Origin of the sequence: Psychrobium sp. nBUS_13, from assembly GCF_051201665.1 — a bacterium.
Taxonomy (GTDB): Bacteria; Pseudomonadota; Gammaproteobacteria; order Enterobacterales; family Psychrobiaceae; genus Psychrobium.
The window spans coordinates 2,787,582-2,800,975 of record NZ_CP179210.1; the positions used below are offsets into that span (position 1 = coordinate 2,787,582).

The following is a 13,394-nucleotide window of genomic DNA, read 5'->3' on the forward strand; positions in this document are numbered from 1 at the left end:
AACGCTCGTCATCGGTGAATAACCGTTGTAGTATGACAACCATGTTTAGACGTCTAAACGTCTGTAGTTAGGTTTGGTATTAGGGTTATTGTTATGGTTTTAAAAGCGAGTCAACAAAAAAGTCAAATAGAAGAAATACTTAAAAATCGTATTATGATTCTTGATGGCGCTATGGGCACGATGATCCAAGGCCATGATTTTAGCGAAGAAGATTTTCGCGGTGAACGTTTTAAAGATTGGCCTTGTTCTATCAAGGGCAATAACGATTTATTATCAATAACCCAAACCGAAGCTATTAAGGACATCCATCGCCAATATTTCGCTGCTGGTGCTGACATTGTTGAAACCAATACTTTCAATGCAACCACCATCGCTATGGCGGATTATGAAATGGAGTCTATTGCGCGTGAGATCAACACTATATCTGCTCAAATAGCCCGTGAAGTCGCCGATGAATTTGCGGCAACTGAGCCAGATAAGCCCCGTTTTGTAGCAGGTGTATTAGGACCTACTAACCGTACCTGTAGTATTTCACCCGATGTTAACGATCCGGGTTTTCGAAATATCACCTTCAACCAACTTGTTGAAGCCTATAGTGAATCAACCCACGCCTTGATCGAAGGTGGTTGTGACATCATTATGGTGGAAACAATTTTTGATACGCTTAATGCCAAGGCCTGTTTGTTTGCGGTAGAAAGTGTGTTTGAAGAACTTGGTTACAAACTACCTGTGATGATATCTGGCACCATTACCGACGCTTCTGGCCGCACCCTAACTGGACAAACAACCGAAGCTTTTTATAATTCACTGCGCCATGTTGAGCCGATTTCAATTGGTCTTAACTGTGCATTGGGCCCAAGTGAATTACGCCAATATGTTGAAGAATTATCGCGTTTAAGCGAATTCCCAGTCAGCGCACATCCTAATGCCGGTTTGCCTAATGAATTTGGCGGTTATGATCTTGATGCGATTGAAATGGCTGATTACATTGATGAATGGGCGCAAAGTGGCTTTTTAAATATCGTTGGTGGCTGTTGTGGTACAACGCCGCTCCACATCAAAAAAATTAGTGACAAATTAGCAAGTCTTGCACCGCGAAAACTGCCTGAAATTGAAGTGGCTTGTCGCCTGTCAGGGTTAGAACCTTACAATATTTTCAAAGACTCACTGTATACCAATGTCGGTGAGCGTACTAACGTGACTGGTTCAGCGCGTTTCTTACGCCTCATTAAAGAAGAAGATTACACTACCGCATTAGAAGTAGCGCTACATCAGGTTGAAGCTGGCGCACAAATCATTGATATCAACATGGATGAAGGCATGCTCGATGCCAAGTTCGCGATGACGCGTTTTCTAAATCTTATTGCGTCAGAGCCTGATATTTCTAAAGTGCCGATTATGATTGATTCATCAAAATGGGACGTTATTGAAGCTGGTCTGCAATGTGTGCAGGGTAAATGTATTGTTAACTCAATTTCGCTTAAAGAAGGTGAAGAACAGTTTATTTATCAAGCCAAGCTTATAAAACGCTATGGCGCTGCGGCTATTGTGATGGCCTTTGATGAAGATGGCCAAGCAGACACCTACGAGCGAAAAGTTGAAATATGTCAGCGCGCTTATGATGTGTTAACGCAAAAAGTAGGTTTCCCGCCAGAAGATATTATTTTTGATCCGAACATTTTCGCCATAGCAACGGGTATTGAAGAGCATAATAACTACGCGGTCGATTTTATTGAAGCGACCCGTTTTATTCGCGAAAACTTGCCACACGCTGGCGTGTCAGGTGGTGTATCAAACGTATCTTTCTCATTTCGTGGTAATAACCCAGTGCGTGAAGCTATTCACGGCGTGTTCTTGTATTACGCTATTCAAGCGGGCATGAACATGGGCATTGTTAATGCCGCGCAATTGGCCATTTACGATGATATTCCGAAAGATCTTAAAGACGCCGTGGAATATGCGGTCTTAAATCACGGCGATGATGCCACTGAAAAGCTACTCGATGTCGCCGAAGAATATCGTAATGCCGGTTCAAAATCGAAAACTCATGTTCAAGATTTATCATGGCGTGAACTGCCTGTTGAAAAACGTCTTGCCCATTCGTTAGTCAAAGGCATTACCGAATACATTGTTGAAGATACCGAAGCAGCCCGCGTGATGTTTGATAAACCAATTGAGGTAATTGAAGGGCCATTAATGGATGGCATGAACATCGTAGGTGATTTATTTGGCTCCGGTAAAATGTTTTTACCACAGGTGGTTAAGTCTGCACGGGTGATGAAACAAGCCGTTGCTTATTTAAACCCCTATATTGAAGAAGAGAAAACACCGGGCCAATCAAACGGTAAAGTCGTGATGGCCACGGTAAAAGGCGATGTTCACGACATCGGTAAAAACATTGTTGGCATTGTATTGCAGTGTAATGGCTATGAAGTCTTTGATTTAGGCGTGATGGTGAGTGTGGAAGACATTATCAAATGCGTTAAAGAAAACGATGCCGATGTCATTGGGTTATCTGGCCTTATTACACCATCACTTGATGAAATGGTGCATAACGTTAAAGCCTTTATTCGTGAAAGTATTGATATACCTGTGCTCATTGGCGGCGCGACTTGTTCGAAAATTCACACCGCAGTGAAAATAGCGCCACACTATGAACACGGCGCACTTTATGTGGCTGACGCTTCTCGCAGCGTGCCTATCGTGACCAAGCTTATTAACGATAAAACTCGTCAAACCTGTATTGATGAGCATTATCAAGAATACGATGTCATGCGTGAGAAGCGCTTAGCGCAAGGCAACCGCAAAACCTTGGTAAGCCTGGAAGCAGCTCGTGCTAACAAATGTACGTTTGATTATGAAAATAATCCGCCAGTGCAACCTAATGTGTTAGGTAAACAAGTATTTGATAATTACCCACTTGAAAAACTGTTAGAGCGTATCGATTGGACGCCATTTTTCCGTTCGTGGGAGCTGCATGGAAAATTCCCGAAGATTTTAGAAGATAAAGTAGTGGGTGAAGAAGCGACCAAATTGTTTGCAGATGCCCAAGCGATGCTTAAACAAATTATCGATGAAAAGTGGTTAACGGCGCGCGCAGTCATTGGTTTATTTCCAGCCAACAGCGTCAATGACGATGATATCGAATTATATACCGATGAATCACGTGAAGACGTGATGATGACGACTCATCACTTACGTCAGCAAATTGAGCGTGTTGGTGGCAACCACAACTTTGCACTATCAGACTTTGTTGCACCTAAAGAATCAAACGTTCCTGATTACATGGGGGGCTTTGCCGTAACCGCTGGCATTGGCATCGACGAACACGTTGAGCGTTTTGAAAAAGCGCACGATGATTACAGCGCTATTATGCTTAAATCATTGGCTGATCGTCTCGCCGAAGCCTTTGCAGAGCATATGCACGAACGTGTGCGTAAAGAATTTTGGGGCTATGCCAGCGATGAAACCTTAGATAACGAAGCGCTTATTAAAGAGAAATATAAAGGCATTCGCCCTGCGCCTGGTTATCCGGCGTGTCCGGATCACACCGAGAAAGCACTATTGTGGGAGCTATTAGCGCCTGATCAAGATATCGGGCTTAACATAACTGAAAGCTACGCGATGTTTCCGACAGCCGCAGTATCAGGTTGGTATTTTGCCCATCCTGAATCACGCTACTTTGGGGTAAGTGATATAAAGCGTGACCAAGTTGAAGATTACGCCAAGCGCAAAGGCATGACGATGCAAGAATCTGAGCGTTGGCTGGCACCTAATTTGAGTTATGATCCTGAATAATAAAATTATATATTGACCGGCCGTTAGGTATAGAAATTGAATGACTTAGTTATACCTAACACGACGAAATCGCAACACACGGCCAATATTTATACGCGAATTAAAGAACTCACCAAAGAATCAGTTAGGCTTTATACCAATTGCATTAAGTAAGTGATCTTGTTGTGCGTAGAGAAAATCAGCTAAAACAAGGCGCTCGATTGACTAATAGCTGGCTATTAGGATTGAGAGCAACGCCATTTTAGTTAATTTTAACAAGTACAAGTGGGCAAATATTTAATGCAATTAATGGTATTACAACTTCATGGCAATGAAGATGTTGAAATAAGCCTACAATTGGCAGAGTTTTATAGTGCGACACAGGAAGTTGATTTAGCGATGCGTTATTTTGTGCAAGCGTTAGAACAAGGCTATCGATTGGATTATCGCGTTCTTCAGGCGCCGTTATTTTCTGCGCTACGACATCATCATGGTTTCAAGAGGTTCATTAAGCCAAAGCCGAAGCAGTTAATCGATGGCAAGCGAAAAATTGGCGAATACTAGGGGATTGTAAAAACAAAAAAGCCCGCATTAGATCTAATGCGGGCAAATAGAATTAGCGAAAATTAAGCTAATTCAGTGTCAATTTCTTTAGCCAACTGCGGGCAAACATCTTTAAGGATACGTTGTGCTAATTTCTCATGACAGCCAAAATCAGTCCATTCTTGAGTAATTAATTGCGTGTTATAACGACGGCAAATATGCGGCAAAAATGTATCATGACAATCTGAAATAAGTTGTAAATACTCTTGTGATGTCCCTGCTTCTGCATCACGAGCACGCTCTACCATGCGGGTGTATGAAATGACAGGATCTGATTTTAAGTAAATAACAGCACTGACTTGCGGGTAGTCTTTAAGCTTATCTTGAATATCGTAATAGTAATCAAGATCTTTACCGTCTGGGCGACAGGCTTCCGCTAAATTTGCCTGACAGAACACTAGATCAGAAAATAATGAACGTTCGATAACGTAGTTATAGCTAGTATCAAGGTTTTGACAAATATCAGCGCGTTTATTAGTGATATAACGTTGAAACTCAATACGCTTTGTAGGATCTACAGTAAATGCTTTTAATAGGCGTTGAAATTCCGGATCTGTGTCGACATCTTCAATGATAAGCTGCCACTTTTCGTTGCTGTGCTCATTCAGTTCACTAATTAATTTAGGTAATAAAGTCGACTTTCCGACGCCGATATTACCTTCAATTGCGATAAGATTAAATTGTTGCTCTGTAGACATAAGACGCCGCTTTATCATTATTAAAATAGCAGGCAACGATACCACATCGATTATTGAAAACGGTGAACTTGATCATGCTTTATTGTGATGACAATTCGAATGGTTATTATCCAACCACTTGCTGTGCATTTTCTGTGCTTGCAACAAAATCCGTCGCCAATTCAAAGAGCCTAAATTGATTAGCAGCACGATCTAAATTGTGGTTTTCTCGTGTCGTCGCAAAGTAAACATCATTGGCTAAATAATCCGTTAAGAATCGACTGCCGATAATAAACGGCATTAATCGTGCGCCAATCGTTAAAGAGTCAACTTCTATTGCAGTCGCTATACCTGCTAAACCCTCGATATATCCTGCCATTAATTGTTGATAAATATCGGCTTGAAACGCCATCTCTTCAATGTTTGTGGCGTCTTCCGCTAAAGAGCCACAGCAGGTTCTCACCATATCGCCAAAATCATGCATTAAGTAACCTGGCATACAAGTATCAAGATCAATAACGGCATGAGGTAACTTCGTTGCTTGATTAAATAATAAATTATTTATCTTCGTATCATTGTGCGTAATTCTTAGCGGTAATTGCTTCACGAGCTGAGTCACTTGAGCAACAAATTCACGTTGAGATTCAAACGCATCAATGACCGGCTTTGCCCTATTTAGGCGCTGCGTAGACGCGCTTTTTTTAGCCGCTTCTAATTGCGACAAGCGCCATGATAGATCGTGAAACCGTTCAATAATCGGTTGTAAGCTATTGGCTGATAATGAGGCTAAAGCACCGCTAAATTTGGCAAAAGAAAATGCCGTATCATAAGCTTGCTGCACGTCAGAAATGGCATCAACAGTTATAGTATCTTCAACATACTCAAGCGCGCGCCAATATTCATTATCGATTACTTCAAGTAGGTTGCCGTTTAGACTTGCGCGTGGCGTAGTAACTGCGTATTGATAATTAGTTTCCTTGGCCAATAGATGCGAACTAATTACTGCACTATTTTCTACCACGGCTTGTGGGTTTGGAAAAACATGATGATTAATTCGCTGAAGCACGAACTTGCTGGTTGATGTAGTGACCATTAATGTCAAATTTACTAAACCGTTTCCTAATGGCGTAACGGTTGCACAATCAGCGTCTTTAACATATCGACTGACAATGGCGACGTAAGAAGATTGATTCATTAATTGTCCTAATTTAAGCACGTTGATAAACAGTAATTCACTCTTTACTCATTCATCCTAGGTGCTTAAAAGGCGTGAGTAAACTTGCGCTACCCTAACATTATTTATAGGGAAAAAAAAGCTGACACCAGTTCTAACATCGTTATTGTGAGTAGTGTAATACCAAAATTACAACCAGTTAATAGATCTCACTAAAGAACTCAACTTGCGTTAAATAAAGTCGACAATCGAGCTCTAATTGAAAGTAGTTTGGTTCAATATGCTGACATAATTTATAAAATGCTTTGTTGTGTTCTTTTTCTTTAATATGCGCTAATTCATGGGCGACTATCATTGACAAGAATTCAATCGGCGCCTGTTTAAACATTCGCGCAATTCTAATTTCATTTTTAGCCTTTAACTTATTGCCTTGTACTCTACTTACAAATGAGTGAGTCCCCAATGCGTGATTAACCGCGTGAATTTTATCGTCATAAATCACCTTTGAAAGTGGCGACGATTTTTTAATAAATTGCGATTTTAATTGCTGGGTATACTGATATAGCGACTTATCCGTCGTTAGATGATGGCACTCTGGATAACGAGCTAATAAATACGCTTTTAATTTCTTTTGCTCGATGAGCGATGATACTTGATCGCGGATCTGTGGAGGGTAGCCCGTTAGATATTTTAATTGTGTCGTCAACGTCATACAATGCACCTACTTAGCCAACGTTAAAATGAAAGATATGCCTAAATCACCTGTGACCAAAATGCTAGATAAGCATTCCGACCTAACGCATTCAACGGATGTCAAAGTAGTCTCGCACGTTCAACGAGAACAAGATGATTGGTATGTAAATACGATTATGATTGACGGTGTATCGGTGCCATTTATCTACAAACGAAAGAAGCCTTATCGTTCCTTAATTGGCGCACGAGTAAACTTAACGTATTACCCAACGTCCAAACAAGTCGCGGGATTTGAAATGGAGATGATGAAGGTAGTTCGCATCCGTGTAGCGTGAAACGTCACTACCTTCAAACGAGCCTATTTACTTAAGTAAGCATAAGCCGTCATAAACGCTTTTTCTTGAAATGGGCGTAGTCCAGAGTGTTTAAACTCGATTGGTGGTGGACTATGCTTTAACCATTGTTTTTCAATAGTCATTGGAATAATTTCCACAGCCAAATCAGCACAAGTTTGCAATGCAGCTTCTAATTTAAATGTCGACATTTTCGCAGCGTGCTTTCCGTTAGGAATACGCTCAGTAATAACAACACGGTCAACTTTGTAATCTTCCATCAGCTTGGTGAAGGCAAATTGAAAATCGCGTAATTGTTCAGTATCGTTCACTTGCTGCACAGTTAAACGATGTTGACGACAATCAGGAATATCGAACACATCGTTTTCTTTTTGTAGCAAACAAATATTAGCGTGATTGTCTTTAAAATCTACGGCACAAACTCTCATTAGTTTTACCCTTATTAGGCGGTGGATAACATTTGCTGGACATTATACCCATTCATCACGAATTAACATCATCCTTGAAGATAAAATGCGAGCTTTATGAGTTCAGTAGCATAAAAATAAGATAAATCCAGTTAGAAAAACGGTCAGCTAGTAGGGCGTGTTGATCTTTTAAGCCTAGTTTTTGAACAGCATAGTAACTTGGTATAATAATGTCTCCAAAAACAAAAACACCAAAGAAACTATGCCGCGAACAATGCTATCAAATGAACAGTGGAAAAAGCTATCTAATCTTATGATTTTTACAGGTCGTGTTTATCAAAAATGTGACCACAGAAAAGCGTTTGAGGGAATTCTTTATAGGATGCGAACAGGCTGCCCATGGCTTGATATACCTGATTACTTTGGTGATTGGAGCGCTATTTATCGGCGATTTAATCTCTGGTCTAAGAAAGGTATTTAGGGCATTGAAAAATGACCCCGATCTCGAATGGGTATTTATTGATGGCACCATTGTTAAAGCACACCTGCATTGCGCTGGTGCGGCCACCGACAACACTCAATCCATTGGTAAAAGTGTGGCTGGAAATACAACAAAAATTCACATGGCGGTTAATAGGGTCTGTTGATCTTTTGAGTTCATTTTTGCAGCAATTTGTTTGAGGTTTCTGCAAGGCAGAGCCTATGTGGTGTAGCTGGCTACACGAATAGGCGATAACGCCGTAGAAATAACAAACAAATGCTGTCAGTTGGATTCATCTAAAAGGATTTTGTGCCGCGTTATTCGTCATTCACCTAGATAAACTAGGCATCAATCCTCATGCCTTGCCCAAAACCCTTTTAGATTGAACAAAATTTGAACCACAAAGATCAACAGACCCTAGTTATGGATTGCCCATTGAATTTACCCTAACAGGTGGTGAGGTTGATGATAGTAAAGAAGCGATAAACCTTATCGATTTACTACCAAGTTGTGGGTACATTATTGCTGATAAAGGATATGACAGTGAAACGATTAGAGAACAAATTAGCGATAAATTATCATTACCCGTTATCCCGAGAAAACAAAATTCAAAGGTTGGGAATACTGATATAGACTGGTGTTTATACAAATACCGTCACTTAGTTGACAATGTTTTTGCTCGCCTAAAACAATATCGAGGTATTGCGACAAGATATGACAAGCTGCAAGTAAATTATGAAAGCACAGTCGCCTTAGGATGCAGTATGATTTGGTTATCCATGAGTGTATAAATTATGAACTCAAAAGGTCAACAGACCCTAGTAAAAAGTAAAAACTTTCGTTAAAGTTAAGTTCAGTAGTCTGTCCAAAGCTGTTGATAAGGATAATTTAACCGTTGGATAAGAGGTTAAAATAATGAGTAAAGGAAATAAGATGTCAATTATAATGGATTCCGTCAATCAACGAACTCAACTCGTTGGTGAAAACCGCTTAGAATTATTGCTATTTAGCCTAAGCTCTATGCAGACCTTTGCAATTAATGTTTTTAAAGTGCAAGAAGTAGTAAGCCTGCCTCGTCTTTCTGCTCTACCAGGCTCTCACCCGTCAGTGGTCGGTGTGGTAAATATGCGTGGCAAGACCATCCCCGTAATCAATTTACCGCAAGCCATTGGCATGCGCCCTCTTGAAATCAATGATAAATGCAATTTGATCATCACCGAATACAACCGCACTATTCAGGCGTTTTTAGTCGGTCAAATTGATCAAATCGTTAATACCACTTGGGAAAGTATTCAACCACCACCGCGCACAGCAGGTCGTGGTCATTATTTAACGGCGATTACCCAGATAGAACGTGACGAGCGCAATAGTATCGTTGAAATAATTGACGTCGAAAAAGTACTCGCCGAAATTATCTCTTATGATACGAGCATCTCTGACGATGTGTTAGATGATGAAATAGCACATCACTTACATGGTAAAAAAGTGCTTATTGTTGATGATTCATCGACAGCTCGTAATTTAGTGAATCAAACGCTGTCTTCTGTTGGCATTGACGTGATTGAGGCTTACGACGGTCTTAAAGCGCTGGAATTACTCAAAGGGTGGGCAGATGAAGGCAAGGTTGTCACTGACGAGATCCTTATGATGATTACAGATGCTGAGATGCCTGAGATGGATGGCTATAAACTCACCTTCGAAATTCGTAACGATCCGCGAATGAAAGACTTGTTTATTGCCTTAAATACATCGCTAAGTGGTAGCTTTAACGATGCAATGGTTGAGAAAGTAGGCTGTGATCGCTTCATTTCAAAATTCCAACCAGACAAACTTGTTGAGGTTGTGCAAGATCGAATGAGACAATTACTTTAGCAAATAACCTGTTTAATTAGCTTAATTGAATGTGGTTAATTTAGTATTAACAACAATCCTAGCGTTAACTGCGAATAAAGTTAAACGATTCCATGCAATGATACGCTGACTCTGACAGTTGAGTACTTTCATTCTTGTGCATGTTGTATGCACCCACTCTGCCATTTTCAGCGGCACGCCAGTACCTTTTGTTAGCAACGCTCGCATTTGCTGGTTTTGCAAGAGTTTGAGCAGAACGAGACGCTTGAATCAATACCGCGTTTGATTTTTTTACCCGCTCTTTAAACTGACATTCTGTTAATGCAGTATTTAATACCAATTGCATTGTAAGCGTCTAGGCAACGACACCTAGCTATTTAAAATTCCAAGGCATTAGTGATTCAAGAGCATCAGGATTTTCAGCAATCTGCTCTAAACAGTGGGATATATAGTCATGTACGACAAGGCCGTTAGCCTTAGCGGTTTCCACCAAACTATAGAGAATGGCGCTGGCTTTCGCACCTCTTGGGGTATGGGAAAACAACCAAGCCTTGCGTCCAATCACAAACGGTTTTATGGCTCGTTCTGCACGATTGTTATCAATACTTAACTTACCATCATCAAGGTAGCGTTTGAATTTTTCATACTGATTCAGTGCATAGGTAATGGCTTTTGACAGCGGCCTTTGCGGAGACAGTTTTTCTTTGTGCTCTACAAGCCAGTGATAAAACTCTTCGACAATGGGTTTGGCTTGTTGTTGGCGAGCCTTGTATTTTTCATCGTCCTTCATCTCTTTAATCGATTGCTCTATACCATAGAGTTTACCAATGAAGTTAAGCGCTACGTCGGCTTTACCGGTTGTCTTGTTGTTGCCTTTTGCTTCAATGAACTTGCGACGGATATGAGCAAGACAAGCCACTAAAGTGGCGCTGGTTTTTTCATAACCTTTGTAGCCATCAACGTGCATGTAACCTGAGTAATCATCGAGAAAATCAATGGCGCATTGTCCTGCACGACTGTTGTGATAATCAAATAAGACGATGTTTGTCTTACCTTCAGGTTTGTCATCACCGCAACAATATAACCACATATAGCTGGTCGCTTTGTTAGCTTTGATAACCTTGAGCGGTGTTTCATCCGCATGAATCGCAGGTTGTTGGAGTAACTGTATTTTTAGTGTGTCATACAACGGTTCAAGCAGTTCGCTACAACGAACCATCCAACTTGACATGGTTTTACGATTAATCGTTATGCCGATATCGCCAAACCACGTTTCTTGTCGATACAACGGTAAGCCAAACTGATACTTACAGGTAATGATTTGACTGAGTAAACTTGGCGTAGCAATACTTTTAGGGATGGGGGTTGACGGCATAGGCGCTATCTGGATATCGCTTTGTATGCCCTCTTTTTCACACGCTCTGCATGCGTACTTTGGACGAACGGTTTTAATAACCTTGATATGAGCAGGTACAAATTCGAGCGTTTCACTTTCTGCTTCACCCATTTTATGTAACGCACTTTGACAGTGACTACAGACTTTAGCGTCGTCGTGTAAATCAACCACCACCTCTTTGCGAGGTAAGGCCTCGGGTAATGGTGTGCGCTTGGGTTTTGCTTTTTCGGTGTGTGGTTCATCATTGGCGATGAGGAGCGCTTTTTCTGTGTCAGACAGCGTTTCTATGTCATCCAATTGAGCTTCTACTTCGTTAAATACTTCACCAGCCCCTGGCATTTTCTCTGACTTTTTGCCGTATTCTTTGGCAATCTTGGCGTTATACGCATCAAGTAGTTCTTGATAGAGAGACTTTTGCTGCGCTAACTCTTTGTTTTGCTTTTGCACAACGTACTGCAACTCAAGCAGCATGCTCTTGAGTTGTTCTGGGTCGTTGGGCAATGAGTTGGCATCAAATTTCATGCCGTCAGTGTAGCAATGTTATAGCGCCATTGTGACTGTTCAGCTCAAATAGAAAATCAGATCGTGTCAACGATCGTTGACTTGTGTATTGCGCTATCCCAGATCGGACTGATAATGTAATTCTTGATGACCAAGGACATCGTAACCAGACAATAGCCAAGTGAGTTGTTGCTCTGTTAACACAACATCCTCGCTATCAAGTTGACTTGGCCATTTGAATTTGTGTTTTTCAAGGCGTTTATACCACAGGGCAAAGCCCGTTTTATCCCAATAGACTAATTTCAATTTATCTTTGGCTTTATTAGAGAATAAGAACAGTGCGCCGGTGTAGGCATCGTATTTAAGCTCTTGCTCTACAATAGCAATAAGGCCATCGATGGACTTTCGAAAATCGACTACATCGCGATACAGATAGACAGCGCTTGGATTAACAAACATCTTCATGATGCAACCCCTTAAGCAGCTGTGCCAAGTACATTGGCGATGTTGATTGTGGTAAGCACACCTTGGCGAGGCCTACAGTAAGAACAATAGGAGCTATTTCTGTATTAATTTTTAACGGTTGAGTGACGCAGGCTTTCACAAAGCTTGATGTTTCCTTAGTTAACTTCTTCTTAGTTGCATAAAAGGCTGTGGTTGAAATGTTATTGTCGCGGCAAAAATCACTAACGCTCAAGCCACTGGATTGGTGCAGATTAATGATGTCTTGCCATTGTTCGAGGCTTCGATGTTTACTCATGTTAATCTCCTTAATAAAATTGGAGATACTCTATCCAAGTTAACATATGAAAGGTATGTGTCTTTGGCGAGACGCTTACATTGCATTAAGTAAGTGATCTTGTTGTGCGTAGAGAAAATCAGCTAAAACAAGGCGCTCGATTGACTAATAGCTGGCTATTAGGATTGAGAGCAACGCCATTTTAGTTAATTTTAACAAGTACAAGTGGGCAAATACTTAATGCAATTGGTATTATTTCATCCTGCAACAATCCCACAGTAAGCGCACATTCTGCCAACACTTGACGATCGCTAATATTGCCACCTTGTTTAAAATACAGCTCAAACAGCGCTACTTTCAATGGCGTCTGTAACCCTCTATTTGCTGCGACGTCCAATAAACAGTGACAGTCAAAACTATTGTAAATGTGACGGTCTTTCATTGGTTTAAACTCGAACCCTGCAGCTTTTCCACGCCCCTCAATAGTCGCCATTGTTTGGCGTTGAGCATCTGGTGTCATGGCGTACTAGCAACATCTTGGCCTTCTTTCGACATATCTGGATTAATCTCAAAAGGTAACCAAGATATCTCAACATCCACAGAACTATTTGCTTCACTCGCAAACTCACTCATTGCGTGTTTTAATTCATGGTATCCCACTGCGCACCACGGACAAGACACATCTGACACTATTTTAACTGTTAACGTAATCTCTATCGATATACCGCTTGCACAATTGATA

14 protein-coding genes and 2 pseudogenes are annotated in these 13,394 nt (G+C 41.0%); 6 read left to right on the plus strand and 10 right to left on the minus strand.

The window, feature by feature from the left end; all coding sequences use genetic code 11:
- The first annotated feature begins 93 nt into the window (after window positions 1-93).
- Both metH and ACMAZF_RS12770 read left to right on the plus strand, forming a co-directional pair.
- Window positions 94-3,798, plus strand: a complete 3,705-nt coding sequence (metH, locus tag ACMAZF_RS12765; protein WP_435274186.1) for a methionine synthase — start codon at window positions 94-96, stop codon at window positions 3,796-3,798.
- Window positions 3,799-4,077: 279 nt separating this feature from the next.
- Complete coding sequence (locus ACMAZF_RS12770; RefSeq protein ID WP_435274187.1) at window positions 4,078-4,341, plus strand: hypothetical protein; 264 nt, start codon at window positions 4,078-4,080, stop codon at window positions 4,339-4,341.
- 62 nt (window positions 4,342-4,403) lie between these two features.
- On the opposite strand, the gene ACMAZF_RS12775 is transcribed toward ACMAZF_RS12770, so the two are convergent.
- The 3 genes from ACMAZF_RS12775 to ACMAZF_RS12785 all read right to left on the minus strand — a co-directional run bounded on the left by ACMAZF_RS12775 (window position 4,404) and on the right by ACMAZF_RS12785 (window position 6,943).
- The gene (locus ACMAZF_RS12775; RefSeq protein ID WP_435274188.1) at window positions 4,404-5,078 is read right to left on the minus strand and encodes a deoxynucleoside kinase; all 675 of its coding nucleotides are present in this window, start codon (window positions 5,076-5,078) and stop codon (window positions 4,404-4,406) included.
- Window positions 5,079-5,184: 106 nt separating this feature from the next.
- Entirely contained in the window at window positions 5,185-6,252 is a 1,068-nt protein-coding gene (locus tag ACMAZF_RS12780; RefSeq protein WP_435274189.1) for a phosphotransferase enzyme family protein, read from the minus strand.
- Window positions 6,253-6,430: 178 nt separating this feature from the next.
- Window positions 6,431-6,943: a YgjP-like metallopeptidase domain-containing protein gene (locus tag ACMAZF_RS12785; RefSeq protein ID WP_435274190.1), complete on the minus strand. Its 513-nt coding sequence runs from the start codon at window positions 6,941-6,943 to the stop codon at window positions 6,431-6,433.
- A 37-nt stretch (window positions 6,944-6,980) separates the two neighbouring features.
- Here ACMAZF_RS12785 and ACMAZF_RS12790 point away from each other — a divergent pair, with 37 nt between their 5' ends.
- A complete protein-coding gene (locus ACMAZF_RS12790; RefSeq protein ID WP_435277242.1) occupies window positions 6,981-7,259 on the plus strand; it encodes a hypothetical protein in 279 nt (92 codons plus the stop codon).
- Between the two features lie 23 nt (window positions 7,260-7,282).
- Here ACMAZF_RS12790 and ACMAZF_RS12795 read toward each other — a convergent pair whose 3' ends face one another.
- A complete protein-coding gene (locus tag ACMAZF_RS12795; protein ID WP_435274191.1) occupies window positions 7,283-7,705 on the minus strand; it encodes a DUF3010 family protein in 423 nt (140 codons plus the stop codon).
- Window positions 7,706-7,946: 241 nt separating this feature from the next.
- On the opposite strand from ACMAZF_RS12795, the pseudogene ACMAZF_RS12800 reads away from it, so the two are divergent.
- The 3 genes and pseudogenes from ACMAZF_RS12800 to ACMAZF_RS12810 form a co-directional block, all read left to right on the plus strand.
- Window positions 7,947-8,319 (plus strand): annotated as a pseudogene (locus ACMAZF_RS12800) (IS5 family transposase); the annotation flags it as partial.
- A 265-nt stretch (window positions 8,320-8,584) separates the two neighbouring features.
- Window positions 8,585-8,956, plus strand: a pseudogene (locus tag ACMAZF_RS12805) (transposase); the annotation flags it as partial.
- A 142-nt stretch (window positions 8,957-9,098) separates the two neighbouring features.
- On the plus strand, window positions 9,099-10,037 hold the full coding sequence (locus tag ACMAZF_RS12810) for a chemotaxis protein CheV (protein ID WP_435274192.1): 939 nt from the start codon (window positions 9,099-9,101) through the stop codon (window positions 10,035-10,037).
- A gap of 64 nt (window positions 10,038-10,101) precedes the next feature.
- Here ACMAZF_RS12810 and ACMAZF_RS12815 read toward each other — a convergent pair whose 3' ends face one another.
- The 6 genes from ACMAZF_RS12815 to ACMAZF_RS12840 form a co-directional block, all read right to left on the minus strand.
- A complete protein-coding gene (locus tag ACMAZF_RS12815) occupies window positions 10,102-10,362 on the minus strand; it encodes a hypothetical protein (protein WP_435274193.1) in 261 nt (86 codons plus the stop codon).
- Window positions 10,363-10,389: 27 nt separating this feature from the next.
- Entirely contained in the window at window positions 10,390-11,934 is a 1,545-nt protein-coding gene (tnpC, locus tag ACMAZF_RS12820) for an IS66 family transposase (RefSeq protein ID WP_435274194.1), read from the minus strand.
- Window positions 11,935-12,027: 93 nt separating this feature from the next.
- Window positions 12,028-12,378: an IS66 family insertion sequence element accessory protein TnpB gene (gene tnpB, locus ACMAZF_RS12825; RefSeq protein WP_435274019.1), complete on the minus strand. Its 351-nt coding sequence runs from the start codon at window positions 12,376-12,378 to the stop codon at window positions 12,028-12,030.
- Window positions 12,362-12,673 carry an IS66 family insertion sequence element accessory protein TnpA gene (gene tnpA / locus ACMAZF_RS12830; protein WP_435274195.1) on the minus strand — a complete coding sequence of 104 codons (312 nt, stop codon included), beginning with the start codon at window positions 12,671-12,673 and terminating at the stop codon, window positions 12,362-12,364. Before tnpA ends, tnpB begins: the two co-directional genes overlap by 17 nt.
- A gap of 181 nt (window positions 12,674-12,854) precedes the next feature.
- Window positions 12,855-13,172 (minus strand): DsbA family protein, encoded by a 318-nt coding sequence (locus ACMAZF_RS12835; protein ID WP_435274196.1) that lies wholly within the window; start codon window positions 13,170-13,172, stop codon window positions 12,855-12,857.
- A complete protein-coding gene (locus ACMAZF_RS12840; RefSeq protein WP_435274197.1) occupies window positions 13,169-13,342 on the minus strand; it encodes a DsbA family protein in 174 nt (57 codons plus the stop codon). The genes ACMAZF_RS12835 and ACMAZF_RS12840 overlap by 4 nt, the downstream gene beginning before the upstream one ends.
- Window positions 13,343-13,394 lie beyond the last annotated feature (52 nt).